The sequence below is a fragment of the Gilliamella sp. ESL1225 genome (assembly GCF_058502635.1).
The window spans coordinates 1,515,393-1,540,355 of the sequence record NZ_CP196358.1 but is presented as its reverse complement, the minus strand read 5'-3'; the positions used below and the strand labels follow the sequence as shown (position 1 = coordinate 1,540,355).

At 37.2% G+C, this 24,963-nt stretch carries 22 protein-coding genes and 2 tRNA genes; 18 read left to right on the top strand and 6 right to left on the bottom strand.

From position 1 onward, the window contains the following. The first annotated feature begins 81 nt into the window (after positions 1-81). The 7 genes from ACSYSW_RS07060 to ACSYSW_RS07030 all read left to right on the top strand — a co-directional run bounded on the left by ACSYSW_RS07060 (position 82) and on the right by ACSYSW_RS07030 (position 6,596). Positions 82-831, top strand: a complete 750-nt coding sequence (locus tag ACSYSW_RS07060; protein ID WP_491705731.1) for a Nif3-like dinuclear metal center hexameric protein — start codon at positions 82-84, stop codon at positions 829-831. Positions 832-939: 108 nt separating this feature from the next. Next, entirely contained in the window at positions 940-1,818 is an 879-nt protein-coding gene (dapA, locus tag ACSYSW_RS07055; protein ID WP_491705732.1) for a 4-hydroxy-tetrahydrodipicolinate synthase, read from the top strand. 37 nt (positions 1,819-1,855) lie between these two features. Then, entirely contained in the window at positions 1,856-2,608 is a 753-nt protein-coding gene (locus ACSYSW_RS07050; protein WP_491705733.1) for a hypothetical protein, read from the top strand. Between the two features lie 147 nt (positions 2,609-2,755). Then, positions 2,756-3,466, top strand: a complete 711-nt coding sequence (purC, locus tag ACSYSW_RS07045) for a phosphoribosylaminoimidazolesuccinocarboxamide synthase (protein WP_491705734.1) — start codon at positions 2,756-2,758, stop codon at positions 3,464-3,466. Then, entirely contained in the window at positions 3,466-3,921 is a 456-nt protein-coding gene (locus tag ACSYSW_RS07040; RefSeq protein ID WP_491705735.1) for a DUF441 domain-containing protein, read from the top strand. The genes purC and ACSYSW_RS07040 overlap by 1 nt, the downstream gene beginning before the upstream one ends. A 3-nt stretch (positions 3,922-3,924) precedes the next feature. Next, positions 3,925-6,258 carry a tRNA(Met) cytidine acetyltransferase TmcA domain-containing protein gene (locus ACSYSW_RS07035; protein ID WP_491705736.1) on the top strand — a complete coding sequence of 778 codons (2,334 nt, stop codon included), beginning with the start codon at positions 3,925-3,927 and terminating at the stop codon, positions 6,256-6,258. Positions 6,259-6,473: 215 nt separating this feature from the next. Beyond that, entirely contained in the window at positions 6,474-6,596 is a 123-nt protein-coding gene (locus ACSYSW_RS07030; RefSeq protein WP_491705737.1) for a hypothetical protein, read from the top strand. A 4-nt stretch (positions 6,597-6,600) separates the two neighbouring features. Here the strand turns inward: ACSYSW_RS07030 and ACSYSW_RS07025 are convergent, their stop codons facing one another. The 3 genes from ACSYSW_RS07025 to ACSYSW_RS07015 all read right to left on the bottom strand — a co-directional run bounded on the left by ACSYSW_RS07025 (position 6,601) and on the right by ACSYSW_RS07015 (position 8,555). Beyond that, positions 6,601-6,831 (bottom strand): YpfN family protein, encoded by a 231-nt coding sequence (locus ACSYSW_RS07025; protein WP_491705738.1) that lies wholly within the window; start codon positions 6,829-6,831, stop codon positions 6,601-6,603. Between the two features lie 133 nt (positions 6,832-6,964). Beyond that, a complete protein-coding gene (dapE, locus tag ACSYSW_RS07020) occupies positions 6,965-8,104 on the bottom strand; it encodes a succinyl-diaminopimelate desuccinylase (RefSeq protein WP_491705739.1) in 1,140 nt (379 codons plus the stop codon). A gap of 94 nt (positions 8,105-8,198) precedes the next feature. Further along, entirely contained in the window at positions 8,199-8,555 is a 357-nt protein-coding gene (locus tag ACSYSW_RS07015) for an ArsC family reductase (protein WP_491705740.1), read from the bottom strand. A 313-nt stretch (positions 8,556-8,868) separates the two neighbouring features. Here ACSYSW_RS07015 and ACSYSW_RS07010 point away from each other — a divergent pair, with 313 nt between their 5' ends. Further along, positions 8,869-9,924 carry an AI-2E family transporter gene (locus ACSYSW_RS07010; RefSeq protein WP_491705741.1) on the top strand — a complete coding sequence of 352 codons (1,056 nt, stop codon included), beginning with the start codon at positions 8,869-8,871 and terminating at the stop codon, positions 9,922-9,924. Positions 9,925-9,988: 64 nt separating this feature from the next. Here ACSYSW_RS07010 and bcp read toward each other — a convergent pair whose 3' ends face one another. Further along, positions 9,989-10,462, bottom strand: a complete 474-nt coding sequence (bcp, locus tag ACSYSW_RS07005) for a thioredoxin-dependent thiol peroxidase (protein WP_491706067.1) — start codon at positions 10,460-10,462, stop codon at positions 9,989-9,991. A gap of 160 nt (positions 10,463-10,622) precedes the next feature. Continuing rightward, the gene (gene hemL, locus ACSYSW_RS07000) at positions 10,623-11,921 is read right to left on the bottom strand and encodes a glutamate-1-semialdehyde 2,1-aminomutase (protein ID WP_491705742.1); all 1,299 of its coding nucleotides are present in this window, start codon (positions 11,919-11,921) and stop codon (positions 10,623-10,625) included. A gap of 255 nt (positions 11,922-12,176) precedes the next feature. Here hemL and erpA point away from each other — a divergent pair, with 255 nt between their 5' ends. The 4 genes from erpA (at position 12,177) to ACSYSW_RS06980 (ending at position 14,442) form a co-directional block, all read left to right on the top strand. Next, complete coding sequence (erpA, locus tag ACSYSW_RS06995; protein WP_491705743.1) at positions 12,177-12,515, top strand: iron-sulfur cluster insertion protein ErpA; 339 nt, start codon at positions 12,177-12,179, stop codon at positions 12,513-12,515. A gap of 205 nt (positions 12,516-12,720) precedes the next feature. Next, a tRNA-Leu gene (locus ACSYSW_RS06990) sits at positions 12,721-12,808 on the top strand. A 17-nt stretch (positions 12,809-12,825) separates the two neighbouring features. Then, positions 12,826-12,901 (top strand) — tRNA-Gly (locus tag ACSYSW_RS06985). Between the two features lie 272 nt (positions 12,902-13,173). Further along, positions 13,174-14,442: a tyrosine-type recombinase/integrase gene (locus ACSYSW_RS06980; protein WP_491705744.1), complete on the top strand. Its 1,269-nt coding sequence runs from the start codon at positions 13,174-13,176 to the stop codon at positions 14,440-14,442. A gap of 145 nt (positions 14,443-14,587) precedes the next feature. Here ACSYSW_RS06980 and ACSYSW_RS06975 read toward each other — a convergent pair whose 3' ends face one another. Beyond that, positions 14,588-14,764: a hypothetical protein gene (locus ACSYSW_RS06975; protein ID WP_491705745.1), complete on the bottom strand. Its 177-nt coding sequence runs from the start codon at positions 14,762-14,764 to the stop codon at positions 14,588-14,590. Between the two features lie 1,367 nt (positions 14,765-16,131). On the opposite strand from ACSYSW_RS06975, the gene ACSYSW_RS06970 reads away from it, so the two are divergent. The 6 genes from ACSYSW_RS06970 (at position 16,132) to ACSYSW_RS06945 (ending at position 24,952) form a co-directional block, all read left to right on the top strand. Next, on the top strand, positions 16,132-17,067 hold the full coding sequence (locus tag ACSYSW_RS06970) for an integrase domain-containing protein (protein WP_491705746.1): 936 nt from the start codon (positions 16,132-16,134) through the stop codon (positions 17,065-17,067). A gap of 251 nt (positions 17,068-17,318) precedes the next feature. Next, positions 17,319-17,558: a helix-turn-helix domain-containing protein gene (locus ACSYSW_RS06965; protein ID WP_491705747.1), complete on the top strand. Its 240-nt coding sequence runs from the start codon at positions 17,319-17,321 to the stop codon at positions 17,556-17,558. 16 nt (positions 17,559-17,574) lie between these two features. Beyond that, positions 17,575-20,382, top strand: a complete 2,808-nt coding sequence (locus ACSYSW_RS06960; RefSeq protein WP_491705748.1) for a type I restriction endonuclease subunit R — start codon at positions 17,575-17,577, stop codon at positions 20,380-20,382. Beyond that, complete coding sequence (locus tag ACSYSW_RS06955) at positions 20,382-21,950, top strand: restriction endonuclease subunit S (RefSeq protein WP_491705749.1); 1,569 nt, start codon at positions 20,382-20,384, stop codon at positions 21,948-21,950. Before ACSYSW_RS06960 ends, ACSYSW_RS06955 begins: the two co-directional genes overlap by 1 nt. 81 nt (positions 21,951-22,031) lie before the next feature. Continuing rightward, entirely contained in the window at positions 22,032-23,525 is a 1,494-nt protein-coding gene (locus ACSYSW_RS06950) for a class I SAM-dependent DNA methyltransferase (RefSeq protein ID WP_491705750.1), read from the top strand. A gap of 818 nt (positions 23,526-24,343) precedes the next feature. Next, entirely contained in the window at positions 24,344-24,952 is a 609-nt protein-coding gene (locus ACSYSW_RS06945) for a hypothetical protein (protein ID WP_491705751.1), read from the top strand. Positions 24,953-24,963 lie beyond the last annotated feature (11 nt).

The window sequence follows — 24,963 nt, the reverse complement described above, 5'->3', positions numbered from 1 at the left end:
AATATTTTAATTGCTTATCCAAAATAAATTTACCGATTATTAACCCTTAATTATTAACTATAAAAATTATCAGAAGAAAAAATGCAAAATTTCGAATTAGAAAAAATTCTTAATCAATATCTGCAAGTCAATAAATATCGAGATTATGCCCCAAATGGATTGCAGGTGCAGGGAAAATCTACCTTGAAAAGGATTGTAACTGGAGTGACAGCTTGTCAGTTATTATTAGATGAGGCAGTAAAATTACAGGCTGATGCGGTGCTTGTTCACCATGGTTATTTTTGGAAGAATGAACCCCAAACATTAACGGGAATTAAATATAAACGTATTAAAACACTACTGGATCACCAAATAAATTTATTCGCTTATCATTTACCTCTTGATGGGCATCCTATTGTTGGTAATAACGCACAATTAGCGCAATTATTTTCTATCATTGCTGATGAGAAACAAGATATTACTGATTTGCTTGCAACGGGAACGTTAACTAACTCTATGACAGCATTAGATTTTAAAGAATTGGTCCAACAAAAATTACAACGTGAACCATTAATTTGCTTTGATAATGCAAATCCTATTATTAAGCGTATTGCTTGGTGTAGTGGAGGCGGACAAGATTTTATTGAAAATGCCGTGCAGCTTGGTGTTGATGCATTTTTAACGGGAGAAGTATCTGAAAGAACGATTCACATAGCGCGAGAATATGGTATTAATTTTTATGCTGCAGGACATCATGCAACTGAACGCTATGGAGTGCAAAAGTTAGGCGAATGGATTACGGCTGAATATGGTATCGAAACAATTTTTATTGATATTGATAATCCTGTTTAACATATATTGGTAATCCTATTTAACAAAAGTTGAATTTAGCGATGAAATATCGCATACTTAACGCAAAATTTTTATTTTGTTAACTTATCACTTATGCGAGGTTGCTCTATGTTCACAGGAAGTCTTGTTGCACTTATTACGCCAATGGATCCGAAAGGTAATGTAGACAGCAAAAGCTTGAAGAATTTAGTTAATTATCATATTGATAATGGTACGTCCGCCATTATTTCTGTTGGTACTACAGGCGAATCTGCGACCCTTGATCATCAAGAACATATCGATGTCATCAAGCAAACTATTGATTTTGCAGACGGTAAAATTGATGTTATTGCAGGTACTGGCGCTAATGCGACAAAAGAAGCGATATTTTTGACTCAGCAAGTTGAAAATAGTGGTGTCGTTGGTTGTTTAACCGTTACTCCTTATTATAATAAACCGACTCAAGAAGGCATGTATCAGCATTTTAAAGCGATTGCTGAAAATACATCACTTCCTCAAATCCTTTATAATGTCCCTGGTCGAACAAGTAGCGATCTTAAACCCGAAACAGTTGCTCGTTTAGCAAAATTAAAAAATATTGTCGCTTTAAAAGATGCGACAGGGGATTTATCGCGCGTTTATACAACAAGGCGTTTAGTTGGGCAGGACTTTAAGTTATTGAGTGGTGATGATTTAACCTTTTTAGATTTTATGATTTTAGGTGGTGATGGCGTTATTTCGGTCACCGCTAATGTTGCTGCTAAAGCGATGGCAGATATTTGTCTTTTATGTGCTGACAATAAAATTGAGCAAGCTCGCGATATGAATGAAAAACTATTATCGCTACATCGTAATTTATTTATTGAATCTAATCCTATTCCTGTTAAATGGGCATGTTCACGAATAGGATTAATTAAAGATACTGCCATCCGATTGCCGTTAATGCCGCTAACTCAGCCTTCAGTGCCAATTGTTGAGCAATCATTAAAACAGGCTGGTATTATTTAAATCCTTTTTATAACCATTAATTTATAAGCAGATAGCTATGTTAAAATCATTTTTACTAAATCAAAAATTCCTAAAAAAGACCGGCTTTTTAGCGGTATTTTGTACCATTGTTCTAACTGGTTGTGGCAATGATCAAAATTATAAACGTGAAGTCGATGGTAGTTTAGATTATTTAAATGCACCAACTTTAACAAAACTTGTTGTCCCACAAGGAATAACGATTCCACCTTATTCAAGTGATTATATTGTTTATTCAACGAATGCAAAGGGGGAATTAGGCAAAGATGTTGATATTAGACCACCAGCCTTACCGTTACCTTCTATTAGTGATGCCATTGCCACTTATGATAAGAGTGAAATTATTTTAGATGCTCCGCTAAATAATGGTTTTTGGCAAAGTATTCCACAAACTTTAGCAATACAAAATATTGGTATTGAGTCAATTAATTCAACGGCAATTAAAACGGCAAAAACATTCATTTTCCGTGCTGATGAAAATCAACCTGTATCGGCTTCTTTTATTATACGTTTACATCAAACTCGAGATCGTGAATATATCACTATGCGATTAACCTCATTAACACGCAATGGAGTTGATATTATGAATGATTCGATGACTGTGCAACGTTATCTTGTCGGCTTTTTTAATTATTTGATGGATGCTGTCGCGCCACGAGAATTATCACCAAGAACCCCTGATAGTAAAAATTCTGCCGAAAAGAAAGAGGATGAAAACATAACCTCCGATAGCAAAGTTGATAAAACTTCACAATTAGAAAAAAATAATTAAGAATTATCTTTATTAAGGCGCATTGGCGCCTTAATCATTTTAATGCAATAAACCATAAACACGTACACAAATAGAGATAAAAGAGATAATAAAAATACGAATTAAAAGGATCCGGTAAACTCATCAATTAACGTTTAGAGGATAAAAATGCAGAAAATATCAGAATTATATCGTGGTAAAGCTAAAACGGTTTATCATACAGACGATCCAAATTTCCTTATCTTAGAATTTCGTAATGATACCTCCGCGTTTGATGGATTGCGCATAGAAAAATTAGATCGAAAAGGTGAAATTAATAATAAATTTAATTATTTTATTATGAACAAGCTGAAAGAAGCAGGAATACCGACGCAAATTGAAAAATTATTATCAGACAATGAAGTACTTGTTAAAAAATTACAGATGATACCCGTCGAATGTGTTGTACGTAATCGAGCAGCAGGTTCAATCGTTAAACGATTAGGTATTACCGAAGGTGAAATACTTGATCCGCCAACCTTTGAATTATTTTTAAAAGATGACGGTTTGCATGATCCAATGGTAAATAGCTCACTTTGTGAAACGTTTGGCTTTGCAACAAAAGAACAATTAAACAAAATGCGGCAACTAACCCTAAAAATCAATACTATATTAAGTCAATTGTTTAAACAATCAGGGTTGATTTTAGTTGATTTTAAATTAGAATTTGGCCTTTACCAAGGTAGCCTTGTGCTAGGTGATGAGTTTTCTCCTGATGGATGCCGGATCTGGGATGCAATAACCCTTAAAAAATTAGATAAGGATCGTTTTCGTCAAGAGCTCGGTGATGTTATTGAATCTTATGAAGAAGTCGCGAAAAAAATAGGTGTGCCATTATAATGTATGCTCAATTTGATATATCATTTTTTATTTTACTGGCTTTAGCTGCCTTATGTTATGTTACACATAATAATACGGTGACTTTTGCTATTTTGATCTTATTATTATTTAAGCTAACCCCACTTGATCAATATTTTCCATTTTTGCATCATCATGGCTTAACAATTGGTATTGTAATTTTAACAGCTGCTATGATGGTACCACTGGCTGATGGATCTTTAAATATCAAACAAATTGCGAAATCCTTTATGACATGGCAATCTATTGTTGCAATTTTTGTTGGTATTTTGGTTTCATGGCTTGGTACTCGAGGTGTTTCATTAATGAACGGTGAACCAACGATTATTAATAGTTTAATTATCGGCACGTTAATTGGTGTTGCCTTTTTTAAAGGTATACCGGTCGGTCCATTAATTGCAGCAGGTATACTTTCATTGATTATTGGCAAAAGTTAATGCATGTTTGAAACAGTTTTACCCTTGAGTTCCTCTTCAACAATAAATCCAGCTATTTTTGCTTTATCGCGACAATTAATTGTGATAAAGAAAAGCTGGATCCAAGGGATCACTGAATCGCTAGATTTAACCAAAGCTTGGCAAAATCAAAATTATAAAAATTATGATGATTTATCTGTTAAAAATAACTTACAAGTTGATCAACTTGAATTTAAAACTCAATTAGAAAAATTAATCATAAACTTAAAGCGTCAAACATCTGGCGATTGGATAATTGCTTCAAATCAGACATTTACGCATTTAATGCTTAAATCAATTCATCATGCTAAAGCCAAAAATTTATTAGGAAGTGAATTCCAACATGCAATTTTTGATGCAACAGATAGCTTTAATTTAGAAGCTTTCGCCATATTATCAGGCACATTAAAAGTGAATAGTTTATTGATTCTACTATTAGCCGATGATCTAAAAACTTGGTATGATTTTGATAGCTTACGTTGGAATGAGGGATCGCAACCTATTATTACAACAAATTTTAATCAGCATTTAGTTAACACATTAGCAAAATATAACATCAATGCTAATAATGAATATGAAGCTATTGTTAGAATAAAAAAATTATTATCGGTGATTAATAATCCTGTCTTTTTTAATAATAAATCTCAAGGTTATGATGTTTTAAACTCATCGTTAATAAATTCAGTTTGCCTACCTTTAATCAATAACGAAAATTCTAATCAATTACATCTGAATCAATGGAGTGATGAGCAGCAACAAACATTACATAAATTATTACAATCTACAAAATTTATTTTAATTTTAACGGCAAAACGAGGGCGAGGGAAATCAGCACTAGCGGGATTTTTTAGTCATTATTATGACTGTATAGTTACAGCTGCTAATAAAAGTGCATTAACCAGTTTTTATAAGTTTGCCAACATAAATACGCCTTTTTATGCGCCTGATGATCTACTGCTAAATGAGCAAATAAAATTAAAACAATTTTTAATCATCGATGAAGGGGCGATGTTGCCGCTTCCTATTTTAATTCAGTTAATTCAGTTAGCTAAATTGCACCAATGCCGAGTACTTTTAACTTCTACTATTGATGGTTATGAAGGAACAGGGCAAGGTTTTTTATTAAAATTATGCAATGAAGAAGTGTTATTTTCAACTGACCGTTATCATGATAATGTTGATTTTTTTTCATTACAAAAGCCGATTCGATGGTGTCATGATGATGTATTGGAATTGTTTACTGAGAGTTTATTACTTAATGATGAATTGCCAATAGAGCAAAGCTCCAACCCTATAGTCGCCAAAGAACACAATATAACCAATCTGAGTATAGACAATTTAAAAATAGAAAAGCAAAATCGAAACGATAAAAATTTAATAGAGCCAGATTTAATAAAAAAATCACAGGTAGAAAGAAGTGATATAAATAGCTTAAAACAGGTTTTTTATTTGTTAAAATCTGCTCATTATCGAACAACACCCGTTGATTTAAGGCGACTTCTTGATGCACCTAATCTTGCGATTTGGCAAGCAAAAAAACAAGATTTAATGGTTGCAGCAGTAATAACTATCAATGAAGGAGGGCTAAACGACGAACTTATTAACTTAGTATGGCAAGGTAAGCGGCGCCCACGCGGTAATTTAGTTGCGCAATCTTTCGTTGCTCATGCTGGTGATAAGCTTGCTGCTAAATTACATTCTTGCCGTATCAACCGTATTGCAGTATTAGCAAAATATCGACGCAAGCATATTGCGCGGGATTTGATCGAACTGATTGAAAGACAAGCCTGTCAAGATAAGAAAGATTTTTTGTCGGTTAGCTTTGCTTATAGTCGCGAAACCTTATACTTTTGGCAAGCTGCTGGCTTTAAACTTGTTCATATTTCTAGCCATAAAGAAGCATCCAGCGGACAATATTCGTTAATGGCGATTAAACCAATTTCTTGTCAAGGTCAACAATTGGCTTTAAGATTACAAGCGAGATTAGCGCGTAATTGGTATTGGCTAACAAATTTGATTGATTTAGATTTCACTTTTGCTATTGATGATGATCAATCATTGAATGAGCAAGATATTGAAGATTTAAAAGGATTTGCTTATTATTTTCGATCTTTTGAGGCCAGTTATGGGTCATTATGCCGTTTAAATAGCTTGATTATTGAACAAAAAATAATGGCAAAGTTTCCGCTATTAGCGACAATCATTTATCATAAAAAACAAGATCAACAATTAACGTCTAAATCAATTATGCTTAGCAAAAAACAATTTAATCAACAATTAAAAGTTGAAGTCAAACACTGGCTTGAGAAATTTAACTAAATAACATATTGCGCACGATTTAATCAAAAGGTTTCTGTGCTTAATTATCAACGCATTCCTTCATCAACACGTACTGGTGTTTCGTATTTTATTATAGGCTTTAAGTTAGCATTTAACCCTGGCATTAAACGCTATCTATTTATGCCGATTCTAGCCAATATTATTATCATAGTTTATAGATGGGTATGCCTGAAAGTAATACATCATGATGGTCATTGATATCATTCATTTATTTAATTATTATGCCAATTGCTGTTTGTCGTGCCTCAGCCATTTGGGTTGATAAATATCGAACAGCTGCCTTATATGCTGCGTTAAATCAATCCTCTCAACATTAATGAGCTATTTTTTAGATGGGTGATTATTTTCTTCATTAGCTTTAGGGGTGTTGGTTGATGTTGAATTGCTACTTGGCCAATCATCGTCATCATCTGTATAGGGAATGGGTTTTATACCCTTCTTTTTTTGTAAGTAAGATTTAAAGCTGACTTTATTTAGAGCTTTAATGGTATTAATAAATATTCCTAATAAAACGATAAGAATTAGCCACCAAAATTGTCTTAACCACTCCATTTGCTCCCCTCAACTTACAGTAATAAAAGAATTAAACTATTAAAACTCTATTTTATCGCATTTTTTTATAACATAATGATATAAATCATTTTAATTAAGAATGGTTATTTATTAAATAACCATTTTTTAATTATTATTTATTCAATAATAATGTTTCTAAAATTTGTTTATAAATATTTTTTAACGTAATAATATCTTGGCATTTTACATTCTCGTTTACTTTGTGAATGGTTTTATTAAGGACACCTAATTCAATAACTTCACAACCCATTTTAGCAATAAAACGCCCATCGGAGGTGCCACCCGAAGTAGATAATTTTGTTTTTACGCCGGTTAATTCTTTAATTGCCGATGCGGCTGCTTGAGTGAGTTTACCATCTGCCGTTAAAAATGGATGACCTGATAAACGCCAATTTAATGTGTAATTTAATTTATATTTATCTAATATATCGGTAACCCGTTTTTTAATAATTTCATCACTGAGTTCACTACTATAACGAAAATTAAATTGTACCGTTAAATCACCCGGTATAACATTTTCGGCGCCAGTTCCCCCGTTAATATTGGCAACTTGCATGGTAGTTGGTGGGAAATATTGATTACCATTATCCCAAATAGTATTGACTAATTCGTTTAACGCGGGAGCAAAAAGATGCACAGGATTAGCCGCTAAATGAGGATAAGCTACATGACCTTGTATACCATGAATGACAAGATTCGCGGTTAGAGATCCACGACGTCCATTTTTAATTTGATCGCCAAGTATATTATCGCTAGAAGGTTCACCGACAATACAATAATCTACTCTTTCATGCTGATTCATTAATTTATCTACGACTTTTATTGTCCCATCGGTTGCTGAAGCTTCTTCGTCAGAGGTAATAAGAAAAGCGATTCGACCAGGATGATTTGGGTATTGAATAACAAATTCTTCTGCCGCACAAATCATTGCAGCTACACCACTTTTCATATCGGATGCACCGCGCCCATAAAGTATACCGTCTTTATCGATTGTCGGTGTAAAAGGAGGGGATAGCCATTGGCCTTCATCACCAGCGGGTACAACATCGGTATGACCTGCAAACAAGAGCGTAGTTTGTGAAGGATCACCATGATAAGCCCATAAGTTTTTAGTTTGATTTATATTAATTTCTTCAATAATAAAATGATGTTTTTGTAACCGATCAATTAAGATATGTTGACAATTTTTATCATCTGGACTAATTGATTTTTCTGCCATTAATGCTTGCGTTAATTTAATAACCGTATCCATTTTGATTTATCCTTTCGATGAATTATTTTAAATCAAACCATAATTTAATATTGTGGCGCCTATAAACTTTAATGAATGTTTAAAGTCTATGAGCTTAATCTTTTTTATTAATAAAATTTTGGTAACTTTCGTCCGAAAATCCTAATAAAGCATTATTTCCATTAATCAGTAAAGGGCGTTTAACAATAGATGGATTAGCTAATATAATTTTTTTGGCACCGGCTTTTGTACTTATCGATTCACGCTCTTCATCTGTTAATTTACGCCAAGTTAATCCTTTTTTATTAATAAGATCTTGATAACTTATCTTTTGCAAAAAATTATTTAACAATTGTTCAGATAAACCTTCTGTTTTGTAATTATGAAATTGATAATTAATATGATGTGAATCAAGCCATTGAAATGCTTTTTTCATCGTGTCACAATTTTTAATGCCATAAATAATATACATTTATGTTACCTCAAACCAAATAAGAGCAATATTATAGCAATGAAAAGAGCAGATCTCTATGAAATCTCTAAGCATTTATCGATTTAGATTAATAGATATTTTTAATTAAAGAATTTGTAAAATAATTGATAGATTTAGTAAAGTTTTAGCTCTACAATAGTGCTGTTATGTGGTTTTCATCTCTAAAAATGAGGTGTTATTTAAAATTATAAAATGTATTATCGTATTTTTTAATATAAAAATAACCACATAATGATCTCAATAATTAGGAGTGTTTGAACCCTTTATTTATGACATAAACAAGGAGTATTTTGTGTTCAAACTGTTTATTGCATGGTATAACAAACGATTTAGCGACCCTCATATTATTTCTTTATTAGTCGTTATTGTTGCTGTTTTTTTGATTATTTATTTTTTTAATAAAATATTATTTCCTATTCTGATTGCCATCGTTTTATCTTATCTATTAGATCCCGCGGTGAATTTTTTTCATAAGAGGGGCTTACCTCGAACGCTCGCCGTGGTCATGGTATTATTAATATTTATTATGTTTGTGCTAGCCGGCATTATGATTTTATTACCGCTGATTTGGCAACAAAGTGTCAGCTTATTTAAAAACATTCCCAATATGCTTAATTTTACCAATCAATTATTTATGTCTTTACCGCAAAAATATCCCGAATTAATTGATGTTGGTTTTTTTGATTCAATCATTCAAAGCGTAAAAGAAAAGGTTATTGAAACGGGAAACTCATTATTACAATTTTCGATTGTATCCTTATTTAGCTTAATTTCGATTGTTATAAACTCGGTATTAATTCCAATAATAATGTTTTTCTTATTAAAAGATAAAGCATCTATATGGGGTTATTGTTCACTTATTTTGCCTAAAAATCGCAGTATATTAAATAAAGTCGCCAAAGAAATGGATCAACAAATTGCCAATTATATGGTTGGCAATGTCCTACATATACTGATTTTATCGATTTGTGTTTATATCCCATTTTATTATTTTGGTTTAGATTATGGATTATTATTAGCAGTAATTGTTGGTATATCGGTTTTAATTCCTTATATAGGCATTATTATTTCAACAATCCCAGTCGTTATTATTGGATTATTCCAATGGGGATTAACGAGTGATTTTGGTTATTTGATGTTTTTTTATGTTTTAATCCAAACTTTAGATGGGAATTTATTAGTTCCTTATTTATTTTCTGAAAAACTAAATTTACATCCTTTAGTCATTATTGTTGCAGTTATTGTTTTTGGTGGTTTGTGGGGATTTTGGGGGATATTTTTTGCGATTCCTTTAGCCACGTTAGTAAAAACTATTATTAATGTATGGTCAAAAGAAACCAATACATAATAAAAAGGAATTAGCGCCAATGGCCGCTAATTCCTTTTTAGGATACCCATTTACGTGGTATCAATTAAGAGGCATGAGTTTTAAGATAATCTAAGACAATGTCATGATGATTAGTTGTTTTAAAATCATCGAAAACTTTTTCAATCTTACCATCTTTACCAATTAAAAAACTAATTCGATGAATACCTTCATAGCTTTTACCCATAAAGGTTTTGCTGCCCCATACCCCAAAAGTTTCGGCTAAGGTATGATTTTCGTCGGATAGTAAAGTAAAATTAAGCATTTCTTTATCAATAAATTTTGACAATTTTTCGGGCTTATCAGTTGAAATACCGACAACGGCAACATCATACTGGTTAAATTTATCCATATTGTCACGTAATTGACATGCTTGAACCGTGCAGCCAGGTGTCATTGCTTTAGGATAAAAATACAATAATACTCGTTTACCATCAAAATCTTGAAAGCTTATCAATTCACCGTCTTGATCGGGTAATGAAAATTCGGGAACGACTTCCCCTTCTTTTAGTGGACTTATCATCGTACAAACACCTGTGATTAATTTTAAATATAAATTTGAAATTTTTATTGCATCGCAATAATTACTGGTTATAAACAAGCATAAGTTTTATTGCTTGTTTTATGTGTTATTTCTAACAAATTAAGTTAACAGTTAAGTGAGATCCATTTATGAATCATTAATTTGTTAACTGACTAAAAAAACGTTCTGCTGCCTGAATGGTATGGATAATTTCGTTGTCTTTATGCTGTAAAGACATAAATCCTGCTTCAAATGCCGATGGCGCAAAATAGACACCTTCTTTTAACATGTGATGATAGAATTTTTTAAACATTTCAACATCAGATTTCATTACATCTTGATAGCTGGTGACTTCTTTATCGTTTGTAAAAAATAAGCCAAACATAGCGCCGGCAGAATTTACCACTAATGGGACATTATATTTTTTTGCCGATGCTAATAATCCGGCGGCTAATTTCTGCGTTTGTTCGCTTAAGAACTCGTAAATTCCCACATTATTCAATTTGTTTAAAGTGGTTAAACCTGCCGCCATGGCAACGGGATTGCCGGATAATGTACCTGCTTGATAAATCGGACCTGTCGGCGCTAACTGAGCCATAATTTCTGCACGCCCACCAAAAGCGCCAACTGGCATGCCGCCACCAATAATTTTTCCTAAACAGGTTAAGTCAGGAATAACATTATAAAAATCTTGGGCTCCGCCTAATGCAACGCGAAATCCCGTCATCACTTCGTCAATTATCAATAATGCGCCATATTCATCGCATAAATGGCGTAGCCCTTGCATAAATTCGGGTTTAGCGGGTATACAATTCATATTGCCGGCAACCGGCTCAACAATAATAGCCGCAATATCATTTGGATAGGTTTCAAATTGTTTTTTAACGGAAGAAAGGTCGTTATAATCACACACTAATGTATGTTTGACAAAATCATTAGGAACTCCTGGTGATGTCGGGTGACCAAAAGTCAATGCACCAGAGCCGGCTTTGACTAATAAATAATCGGCATGACCATGATAACAGCCTTCAAATTTGATAATCTTATCGCGCCCCGTAAATCCTCGAGCAACGCGAATAGCACTCATTGTTGCTTCAGTACCTGAGTTGACCATGCGTAACATTTCTATCGATGGCATTAATTTTGTGACTAAATGGGCAACTTTGCTTTCAATTTCGGTTGGAGCGCCATAACTAAGACCATTTTTTACTGCATTAATAACACTTTCTCTGACGTCAGGATCATTGTGTCCTAAAATCATAGGTCCCCACGAACCGACGTAATCAATATAGGCATTGTCATCAACATCATAAATATAGGCTCCATCAGCACGTTTAAAAAATAAAGGTGTGCCGCCAACGCCATTAAATGCTCTAACTGGAGAATTAACTCCACCTGGCATAACGGTTAAAGCATCTTTATAAAGCTGAGCAGATTTAAATTCATTGCCATGCATATTCAATTCTCTTTAAATAAACGAAAGGTATTAATGATTAAACTGGGCATATTTAACATGATTAAAAAAATTATTGCAAAAGGATTTATCACTGATTTGATTTAATTGTGATTTTTTTCTATTAAATAAGGAATTTAGCAAACCTTATTTTTTTAATTTTCTTGTTTATTGCTAAATTTATTTTAAAAATGCGTTAATTGCATCAGGCAACTTATCAAGTATATAATGGATACCATTAAGAAGTAGGAGATCAAAATGAGCGATGCTTTACCTTTAAATTTTACAGATGCAGCAGCTAATAAAGTAAAATCACTAGTTATTGAAGAAGATAATCCAAATTTAAAATTACGTGTTTATATTACCGGTGGTGGCTGTAGCGGTTTTCAATATGGCTTTACCTTTGACGAAAAAGTCAATCCTGATGATTTGTCAATCGAAAAAAATGGCGTGTCACTGGTGATAGACCCCATGAGTTTGCAATATTTAGTCGGTGGCACAATCGATTATATCGAAGGATTACAAGGCTCTCGTTTTGTCGTTGATAATCCAAATGCAACAACAACCTGTGGCTGTGGTTCTTCATTTAGCGTGTAAATGAAATCGTTTGTTAATTACTGATGTTTTTTATATTGCTGATTTTTTGCTTAAATAATGAAATTGCGCTTAAAAAATCACACTAAAAATAATAAAGATTAAGCAATCAATTCATTTTTGTTATTTTTCTATTGACGAAGTATTTAAGATAAGTAAAATGCATCTCATTCAAAACGTAGCAAACTCATCCATTACTACGCTTTGAGCCCGGGTGGTGAAATCGGTAGACACAAGGGATTTAAAATCCCTCGGACTTTTTGTCCGTGCGAGTTCAAGTCTCGCCCCGGGCACCACTTTTATTAATTCTTTTGCGGGAATAGCTCAGTTGGTAGAGCGCAACCTTGCCAAGGTTGAGGTCGCGAGTTCGAACCTCGTTTCCCGCTCCAATTATTAATCTACAGACGTCCAATAACGTTTGAAAATTCAAGATAATCAAAGCATTACGTATCTCATCTTTCCAAGCAAAGCCGTTGAAGTGTACTAAAATACACGACACATAAGTACACCTTTAAGTACATCGTTTTTCAAGTTAAGTACTTGTGTACTCATTTCTAATTTAGTCTGATGCTACCTCGTTCGGCAGGTAGGTCGACCTCTTGATGTTTTCTGTTTTTCAAATTTCTTTTTTCTTTTTATCTTTTATCAAGAGGATATGGGTATGAGTCGTTTAACGGATTTAGGTGTTCGCCGTGCTAAGGCGAAGTCGTCGGTGTATTCGCTATCTGATGGGCGTGGTTTGGGGTTAAGAGTTGAACCCAATGGCGCTAAACGGTGGCATTTTCGGTTTTATTGGCAAGGTAAGCAGCAGCGTATTTCGTTTGGTTGTTTTCCTGAGGTCGATTTGTGTTTAGCTCGCGAACGTCGTGAGGAGGCTCGTCAGTTGTTGGCGCGTGATATTGATCCGCGTTCAGTTGAATCGGCAAGTCCTTCTAATGAATCAGCGGTGGCTGTAGTGACATTTGGTGAGTTTGCTGAGCAGTGGAAAGCACTCAAGTTGTTAAAGTTAGGGACTGAGCTTAGGCAACGGCAAAGTACACGAGTGCAGATTGAGCGGTATTTGCGTAAGGATATGTTGCCAAGTTTAGGACATTTGCCACTTGATAAGATTTCACAACGAGAGGTATTGGTAGTATTACGCCAAATTGAGGCACGAGGAGCTTTATCGATTGCCGAAAAGTGTCGTGGATGGTTGAATGAGTTGTTTCGACATGCCATTGCAGAGGGGTTAATTCGAGTTAATCCCGTGAATGACGTGGATGTGGTATTGTTACCTTGTCGTCCCCCTCGTCACAATCCATTCTTGCGAATGGAGGCATTACCTGAGTTATTAAATCGATTACATTGTTATCAAGGGGAACGGCGGATCATGTTAGGCGTTAAGCTATTATTGTTAACGGCGGTTCGTCCCGGTGAGCTACGTTATGCAGAGCCTTGTCATTTTGACTTAGATAAAGGTCTTTGGAATATTCCACCAGAACAGGTCAAGCAGCTACAACGACTAGCCTTATCATTACCGAAAGGTGCTGTACCGCCATTTGTGGTACCCTTACCTAAGCAGGCAGTGACTATTATCAAAGAATTATTACATTTACGTTATGCTGGACAAAAATATTTATTACCCCATCGCAGTGAACCTCAACTGTGTATCAGTGAGAATACCTTGAACCAGTGTTTACGACGTTTAGGCTATCAAGATAAACTCACCACCCATGGTATTAGAGCCACAATATCCACCGCATTGAATGAATTAGGTTATCCAAAAGAGTGGATTGAGGCACAATTGTCACATTCAGATAAGGATCAAGTCCGTGCGACTTATAATCACGCGCTATATGTCGAACAGCGACGGGAGATGATGCAGGCGTGGGCAGATAAATTGGATGGATGGACGCAGGAGGCTTTAATATTAAATGTCATTAAAAGCTAAAGGTAAAGCATAAAAATTTGTGATAGTTAGTTTGTATCAACATAAAGACAGCTCATTGGTAGATAATGTTGATCTTATTAATTAATGTCATAAAAAGGCTGATGTTTTTCAGCCTTTGCACACGTCTAAATTCATGTTAATGGAATCACTCATCATCATAAAAAGCACGCTGTAAATGCGCTAACTTATCCCACAACATAAACATTAAAGATTCTCTAACCCCTAAATGTTCCGTGTGCACCATGGAATAAATTAAAGCACAACAATGTTCGAGTAGCTCTTCTGCGGTTAATGGGGTTTGATTAAATAAAGAGGTATTCATAAGATAAGTTTCCGCGGTAAAGTGAATAATAACCCCACCAGAAAACGTCAAATAACTGGTGGTGACTCAAACGGCGTTGACGTACCAGCTACCACGAACTGGCCTCCTATAAAGGAGCACCGCCTGAGCCACCATAAAAAATAGGCAGACACAAGCCTACTTAGAGAAATCTCTAAGTATCGCGGTAGATTTGGAACGTCAATTCCAACTACAGATTTTGCTGTAGTCGAATTAATATAAAGTAAAATTTCGAATCGTCAAGATGTAATAGATAGATTAGATACTCACTAAGCGCGATTCACTTTAATAAATATCTGTTGCAGCGTTGTAAAAATAATTTCCCCACTTTTGGAAAATTTTACTCATTCCATTAAAGTCTGACGTCATTTATTGAGGTTCAAGGCGGTATCCTAACCCATTATAAATAGTAAAGCACAACAAAAATAACATTTGATTTCAATTGGATAGCGCGCCATAATTGAAGTATGTCTCGCTAACGTGGTTAGCAACATACCCAGGCTGACATAACCTTTAAGTCGGCGGTAGGTCTTTGAGCCTATTGGTTAAAAGCCACCCACATTAGTTTCCGCTCTGGTGGGGGATTGCTGTGATCACCCATATTGCAGTGAAGGTTACAGGAAGATTAAACATTAGCGTTACTTAATGTAAGACAAAGTGCATTAGTCGCATGATTCAATTAACACGTTTAAATAGCACGCTAGTGATTTTAACGCATAAAGCATCCCTATTAATCCATCACGTTGGACAATCTTTTTACCACACAAAATTACTGTTTAATTAACGGCAACTTTTTTGCAAACAAAGCACCGTCGTAGCGTCACTTTCGCATGAATAATGAGAAAGTGACGCTACGTAAATACCGCAAGCGAAGTCTTAGCCAACAAGGGATATCTCTCTTGATGAGTAAATGACATGCCATTTTTTAAGCTTTCAACGCTAAAAAATCATCATCACGACAACTGTTTAATCACTGAAACTATCTCAAGAGATTAATCACTCAAATTGTATTTTTAACCCAAGTTAACGCCCGTTACGCTATTCGCGTATAGAAAATCGTTAACCATTATTTTAGGAGTATGTTGACCGATACCGACGGCTGGTCACCGCCAGTGGGATTTCCTGTTTTTGATAACAGGCGGCTGTACTGAGTACATCACCGAACCCCAATACCTCAACACCGTTTCGCTCTGGTGCATAGGTATCGTCAACGGCAAAGCAAGACTTTGTCATTTGTAGCACGCGCCAGAGAGGGCTTTATTGTAGTAGTAATCTTTTTTAATAATTTATTTTTATGAGTAGTAAGTAATACCGGTAGCAACTAACAAGTTAGGAAAAGGGAAAATAGGATGAAATTAACAAAAGCACAAACTAAAACGAAAATGAAGCGCAATGGTCAGACTAAGGCAAAATCTAAGTCTTTAAAACAGCAACTCACACATACTGCTAGGCAAGCAGGTGGTGCCCATAAGACCGTACATAATCGACACATTATTGTTGAACGTTTCGGGCAGTATCTAAAAGACAACAATATTCAAATTCAAGCGATTACTCAAATTAAGGTCACTTATATTGAGGGCTATATTCAAAGCAGACTAAACCAAGGAATCGGGAAACGCACCCTACAAAATGAGATGTCAGCCATTCGTCAAACATTAAAAGCAGCAGCAAGAGACAAACTGGCTGACCATCCCAGATTAACCAATCAAGCACTCGGTATTAATGGTGCTAGCCGAAAAGGCACTAAAGTTGCCATTACCGAACAGCAATACAAGAATATCTATCAAAAAGCGTTGCAAAAAAGCCCAGCACTGGCTGCGACCATAGACATTGCCGCCACCTTGGGACTACGCGGTGAAGAAGCGGTACAAAGCTGCCAATCGATGAAAACATGGCAAATAGCCTTACAACAAGGAAAAACCACCCTTCACGTTGTATTTGGCACCAAAGGAGGACGGCCAAGGGATATCCACATCATTAACCCACAAAAAACGCTACAAGTGATTAATAACGCCTTAACTATCATGGCACAACAAAACGGCAAACTGATTGACAAACCCAACCTAAAACAAGCCATGACCTACTGGAAGAATCACACCTATCGTTTAGGCTTAACAAGGCAGATGTCACCTCATAGCCTACGTTATGCTTTCACTCAAGACCAAATAGACTACTATCTAAAGCAAGGCTACAGCGAACAAGAAGCACTGGCTAAAGTGTCGATGGATTTGGGGCATGGGGATGGGCGTGGAAGGTTTATTAAGCAGGTGTATGGGAAAACTTAAATACTTGACTTACTAATTTGAGTGCTTGAAATATAATTAAATTTAGGGGTAGATTGGTACCAATAATAGACATTGCTAAGATATAAGTGTATTTATCAATGGTGAGTAGGCCAAAACACTAGGCGCCAAAAGCATAGTTTAGACAACAAAATTCAACTTCAAATTGCAAAATGTTACGCCAGTGTAAAATTTGTGGTATTCTTTCTCATAATCAAGAAAACTACAACAAGAAAACCACAAGAGGTATCGCCATGGTTCGCTGCCATCTCGCCCGTATGATGGGTGAACGCAAGATGCGTATTGCAGACGTTGTCAGAGAAACAGGGCTCAGTCGCATTACAGTTACCTTGCTCTACAAAGAGACCGCTCAGAAAGTGGATCTCGAAACGCTCGATAAATTGTGTGTGCTATTCGACTGTGGTATTGGTGAACTGTTAGAGCGTACGATGCCGACAGCCAATAAATATCAACTGCATAACGCCAACCAATAGGTAGGGACGTGGAAGCATGGTCAATCAAAATCCAGAACAAAAAGCCCGCGATCAAATAGACGCATTGCTCGCGCAAGCGGGGTGGGTAGTACAAGACAAGAAGAAGATCGATTTTTCCGCTTCTTCTGGTATTGCCGTTCGTGAGTATCAGACCGACGTAGGACCTGCCGATTATGTGCTATTTGTTGATAAGCAAGCCGTAGGTGTGATTGAAGCTAAACCTGAAGCTTGGGGTGAGAAGATCACCACGGTTGAAGAGCAATCACAAGGATATGCTTTCGCTACTTTAAAATGGGTCAACAATAGCCAACCTTTGCGCTTTGTCTATGAAAGCACGAGCATCATCACTCGTTTTACAGACGGGCTAGATCCACATCCACGCTCTCGCGAAGTGTTTAATTTCCACCGCCCGGAAACTCTCGCCAAGTGGCTTAAAGAGCCTAAAAGCCTGCGAGGTCGTTTGCAGGATTTCCCTCTACTAATAGAAGAAGGTCTGCGTGATTGTCAGATTACGGCTATCACCAATCTAGAGGAGTCCTTCAAACAAGACAAGCCTCGTGCGTTGGTACAGATGGCTACTGGCTCTGGAAAAACCTTTACTGCGATTACCACCAGTTACCGCCTGTTACGCGAACCGGTGAGCGCTAACCGCATTCTATTTCTGGTGGATACTAAAAACCTTGGGGAGCAAGCTGAACAAGAGTTTATGAGCTTTGTGCCGAACGACGATAACCGAAAATTTACCGAGCTTTACACGGTACAGCGATTAAAAAATCAATACATCGCCAAAGATGCTCAAGTCTGTATCAGTACCATCCAACGTATGTACTCTATTTTAAAAGATGAGCCATTGGACGAATCTCTTGAGGAGCAAAATCCGGCGGAGCAAATCACCAAGCCCAAAGGCGCGTTGCCCGTGGTTTACAACGCAAAGATTCCGCCTGAATTTTTTGATGTGATTATCATTGATGAGTGCCACCGCTCTATCTACAACCTGTGGCGGCAGGTACTGGAGTATTTTGATGCCTATCTGGTCGGACTCACCGCCACACCGGACAGTCGCACTTACGGTTTCTTCCGTAAGAATGTTGTCAGTGAATATAACCACGAAAAAGCTGTGGCCGATGGTGTTAATGTTGGTAACGAAATCTTTGTTATCGAAACCGAGAAGACCAAGCAAGGCGGAAAGATCGAAGCGAAGCAGCAGGTAGAGCGCCGTGAACGTACCACCCGCCGTAAGCGCTGGGAGCAACAAGATCAGGACGAAGCCTACACTGCCAAACAGCTTGACCGCGACATCGTTAACCCAGATCAAATTCGCACGGTTATCCGTACTTTCCAAGATTCGCTGCCGACCATCTTTCCCGGTCGTCAAGAAGTACCCAAAACGCTTATCTTTGCCAAAACCGACAGCCACGCCGATGACATCATTCAAATTGTGCGCGAAGAGTTTAGTGCAAGTAATCAGTTCTGTAAAAAAGTCACCTACCGTGTCGCCAATGATAAAACCGATGCCAAAGGCAACGTGATTGAAAAAGGTGAAGATCCAAAATCCGTGCTCGCCCAGTTTCGCAATGACTATTACCCTCGAATTGCGGTCACCGTCGATATGATTGCCACTGGTACTGACGTAAAAGCGCTGGAATGCCTGATGTTTATGCGTGATGTGAAAAGCAAAAACTACTTTGAACAAATGAAGGGGCGCGGTACCCGTACACTGGATAAAGACAGTCTGCAAAAGGTTACGCCATCTGCTCAGAGTGCTAAAACACACTATGTGATTGTCGATGCGATTGGTGTCACTAAGTCGGTTAAAACCGCAAGCCAACCGCTGATAACCAAACCTAGTGTATCGCTTAAAGACTTAGCCATGGGCGTCATGATGGGGGCAAGCGATAGTGATACTGTCTCATCGCTAGCCGGACGCTTAGCACGATTGGACAAACAACTTGATGACAAAGAGCGTGCTCGCATTGCTGAAAAGGCCGGCGGTACGCCACTACTGATGATTGTGGGTGAACTTTTCAATGCCATTGACGGTGATCGCATCGAGCAAAAAGCATTGGAAATGGTCGGCCAGCCGCTCGGTACCGACCCCGGTGAAGATGCCCGCAACAAAGCTCAGCAACAGTTGGTTAGCCAGGTGGCAAACGTGTTTAACGGCGAATTGATTGAGCTGATTGATTCTATCCGTCGTGACAAAGAACAGACTATCATTCATGACGATCTGGACACAGTACTCAAAGCTGAATGGGATGGGGAAACCACCGAAAATGCCAAGGTACTGATACAGGAATTTGCCGACTATCTGCAAGAGTGCGTCGATGAGATTGATGCACTTACCATCTACTTTCATACTCCCGCGCGCCGGTCAGAGGTCACCTACCCACAAATCAAGGCTCTGTTGGAAAAGCTCAAGCAAGATCGCCCTAAGCTGGCACCACTGCGTATCTGGCAGGCTTACGCTCATTTGGATAACTACCAAGGAGAAAACCCATTGACCGAACTCACCGCCTTAGTTGCACTGGTTCGCCGGGTGTGCGGAATCGATAGTAAAATCAAACCCTTTAGCAGTACCGTAAGAAAGAATTTCCAGGATTGGATTATGAAATACCACTCAGGTAACTCAGAAAAATTTAATGAACAGCAAATGCAATGGCTACAAGCCATTCGCGACCATATCGCCAGCTCGTTTCACTTTGAACGGGATGATCTGGATATAACCCCCTTTGATGCCAAAGGTGGTTTGATGGGCATGTACCAGCAATTTGGCGACAAGATGGACTGGGTGATTGAGGAAATGAATCAGGAGTTGGTTGCGTGATGGCAAATAAGGTACCTCGAGGCTGGGAAAACTGTGTGTTCGGTGATATCGCTAAAATTCGTAATGGGTATGCATTTAAAAGTAAAGATTTCAAAAATAGCAAAGAATTATCTACGGATATCCCTTTGGTAAAACAATCTCAATTAATTGGAAGCAAAATTGACCTCAGTGAGGCGGTATATCTAGCGAAGGAATTTGCAGAAGAAAATCCAAACTATTTGCTAAAAAAAGGCGACATTCTTATCGGCATGTCGGGTTCTATTGGAAAATTATGTTATTACGAACACAATTTTGTGTCATTACAAAATCAGCGAACAGGTAAGATTGAGATATTCGCTGAAAATTATCTACATTCAAAATATATAGGTCTTTATCTATCAAATATAGAAAATGAGCTCGTAAATAAAGCGAAGGGAATGGGTGTTCAAAATATCAGCGCCAAAGATATAGAAGCACTGGCATTTCCGCTCCCTCCCTTCGATGAACAAAAACGTATCGTCGCTAAAATCGAAGAGCTATTTTCCGAATTGGATAACGGCATTGTCGCACTGAAAACTGCCCGCGAACAACTCAAAGTCTACCGTCAAGCCGTGCTTAAACACGCCTTTGAAGGCAAGCTCACTGCGAATTGGCGAGAGAAGAATGCGGATAAGCTGGAATCCCCAGAACAACTTCTCGCCCGTATCCAACAGGAACGCGAAGCCCGTTACCAACAACAACTGGAAGAATGGAAAGTAGCGATAAAAGCATGGGAAGTTAATGGCAAAGACGGGAAAAAACCGGGTAAGCCAAGAAAACAAAAAATAGAGCCTATTGAAAGTTCAGATTTGGATGATTTATTCGATATTCCTGAGCAATGGAAATGGGTTTTTCTAAACGAATTATCTGAGCATATTGTTGATGGTACTCACCATACGCCTGATTACACTGACTCTGGTGTTCCGTTCATATCCGCCAAGGATATTAAAGATTTTAAAATAGACTTTGAAGACACCCGCTTTATAGACGATTTTCAGCATAAAGAATTAATTAAACGGTGTCGACCAAGAAAGAATTCGGTGCTTTTAACAAAAAGCGGAACAATTGGGCGGGTAGCACTGGTAGATATAGATCTCGAATTTTCTTTGTTCGAAAGCGTTTCGAATATTCCTCTCTTAGGAAATTTGCAAGGCCGATTTGTAATGTGGGCTGTATATTTCCAAGTTTCGACCTACTTTGGTGCAAAAAATCAGAAGGGCGTTGCTGTTAGGCATCTCCACCTTGAGGATATTAGACGTCTTCCTGTTCCGTTGCCTAGTTACAACGAGCAAACTACATTTGTTCAAAGAATAGAAAATATTTTTGATAGAATTTCAGAGAACGAAGCTGTGATTGATACTGAATTGCTTCGCACCGAAACCCTACGCCAATCCATCCTGAAAAAAGCCTTCTCTGGCCAGTTGGTGCCGCAAGACCCTAATGACGAACCGGCTAGTAAGCTGCTAGCTCGAATTCAGGCGGAAAAAGAGGCCCGCAACACTCAGAAAACCACAAAAACAAAGAAGACACATTCAACAAATGGGCATTAGACGATACACGACAAATCGATTTTATATGAGAGCCATATTGATGCGCTTTTTACCCATTTATCAAGTTAGGACAATGTAACAATGAATACATCAACAATTATCTCCAGAGTCTGGAACTTTTGCACCACCTTACGCGACGACGGTGTGGGTTATGGTGACTACCTTGAACAGTTAACCTATCTGATCTTCCTAAAGATGGCCGATGAATACTCCAAACCACCTTACTCCCGTGATGTGGGGATTCCTGCAAAATATAATTGGCAGGCGCTCACCAGTAAGAAAGGTGCAGAGCTTGAAGTACTTTACGTGGAATTACTGCGAGAATTAGGTAAGCAAAAAGGTATGCTTGGCCAGATTTTCACCAAAGCGCAAAACAAGATCCAAGACCCAGCTAAGCTGTATCGCCTGATCGATATGATCGATAGTACCCAGTGGATCATGATGGGAGCCGATGTTAAGGGCGACATCTATGAAGGGTTGTTGGAAAAGAACGCCGAAGATACCAAATCTGGGGCTGGTCAATATTTCACACCGAGGCCATTAATCCGCGCTATGGTAGAGTGCATTCGGCCAGAACCAGGAAAAACCATCGCCGACCCTGCATGTGGTACCGGTGGATTTTTCCTAGCGGCCTATGACTTTCTAACAAATCCAGAAAACACCTCACTCGACAAAGAGCAAAAGCAATTTTTGAAACATCGCACTTTCTATGGTAACGAAATCGTCGCCAATACTCGTCGCTTGTGTCTAATGAATATGTTTCTGCACAATATCGGTGAAATTGATGGCGATAGTCTGGTTTCCCCTAATGATGCGCTCATTGCGGCCAGTCCTATTAGCGTGGACTATGTACTCGCCAACCCACCCTTTGGTAAGAAAAGCTCAATGAGCTTTACCAACGAAGAAGGCGAGCAGGAAACGGATGAGCTTACCTATAACCGACAAGACTTTTGGGCCACTACCTCCAACAAACAGCTCAACTTCGTTCAACATATTCGTAGCATGCTGAAAACCACTGGCAAGGCCGCAGTAGTTGTACCGGATAACGTGCTGTTTGAAGGTGGCGCAGGGGAAACGGTTCGCAAGAAGCTGCTAGAAAATACAACTCTGCATACCATTTTGCGTTTACCCACCGGCATATTTTATGCGCAAGGGGTTAAGGCGAACGTGCTGTTTTTTGATAACCAGCCAGCTAGCCCAAAAGCGTGGACAAAAGAGGTGTGGTTTTATGATTACCGTACTAATATTCATCACACCTTGAAGAAAAAGCCAATGCGCTTTGAAGATTTGGCTGACTTTATCGAATGTTACAACCCGAAAAATCGAGCCGAGCGTAAAGAGACTTGGGATTCCGAGAAAAATCCAGAAGGTCGCTGGCGTAAATACACTGTCGAGAAGTTGCTTGCACGGGACAAAACTAGTCTGGATATTTTCTGGTTAAAAGATAAAAGTTTAACCGATCTTGATAACCTACCAGAACCAGATGAACTTGCGGAGGAAATCATCGAAAATCTGGAAGCTGGATTAAACAGCTTCCGAGAAGTGCTTGGCGAGCTATCTAAGCCATCCACTTAAATATCAATACCAGCTTTGGCAGGGTACTGCTAGTATCCTGCTTGAAAAGCCCCATACACATACGAAGTAGATTGGGCAAGTGAGGCCGGCAGTAATGCTCTCCCCAAAATCATAGCCTTCCATTTCTTCCTGACCTGCTCTTCCATTGATTAATACACCACGATTTGAGTAATATCTCCATCAGTTTTGAGAACACCTATGATTTCCGCTGATCGCTCATTAGAGTTGAAACCAATTTTTTATTTGATGCAGAATTACAAATTTGCTGTGACAAAAAAGCGAACTTGTGTGTCAACACATCTTATTGCTGAATCAACAACAACGAAAAAATAAAAAAACATGATTTCCACCAAAGTCTCCAACAAAATCCATTGCATTACGCAAAAAATAAGGACATAATTGAGGACAGAAAACATCAGTTGTTAATTAGATTTGTTTGTTTTCAATAGGTTAGCTCGCTTATTTGAGTTACGTTTCCCGCTCCAATATAACTTCCTAGATAGCCATAAGGGTCTGCAAAACTAAAATTTATACAGGATCACCTGGTTTTACTTTCCAGTATAGAACTGAATAATCCCAAAAATAGGTTAACGTACTAATATTTTTTTGAACAGTTTGTCTAAATATTGACTAGCTATCCTTCCTGTCATCAATAACATAAGCAATGCCCCATTACTTATTCTCAGAGCATAAAATAAAGATGGATCAATTAGTATTTTTATCTTTTCTCAGAAAATTTGTATTAATTTTAATGGAAATTTTTTAATTAAACATGTTTAATACGGTGGATGAAATCAAATTTAGTGGGGAATAAACATATGAGTAAATTAAATAAAAATATGTCAATTGAAGAATTTGATAATAACTATTTTTACGCGATTGAACTTAAAGAATTCGCTAAAACTTTAGGCATAAATGTTGGTTGCTTGAGGAAAAATGAAGTTGAGGAACATATTAAGGCCTATCTATCTGGAAAAACAAATCTACTTTTACCTAAGAATGTTTCAAATCGCAAAACAAGCGGAAATAGAGATCGGTTATCTTGTGATTCATTAGTCATTAATTATGTTAGTGACAAAATTACTAAGTCTTTTCTAAAAGAAGAGATACATAAAATTGCACCAAATATAAAAGACAAATCAGGTCAGTGGTATTGGCTAAATGACTGGAGAAAAGAACAAATTAGAAATAATAAAACATTGACTTATTTAGATTTAATCAATCAACTATATAAGTTAATGACTACAGAAGGAAGATTGCCAAGGATTCCATCGACTCGCTATAATAATTTTATTACCGATTTTTTGGCCGATAGTGACTATAAAGATATAACACGTCAAGAAGTAATAGCTCATTGGGAAAAATTGAAAAAACTTTCGATTCCTAAAAATTATCAAGAGTATAAAAATTATTTAATGAAGAAATAAGTAACAGAGAT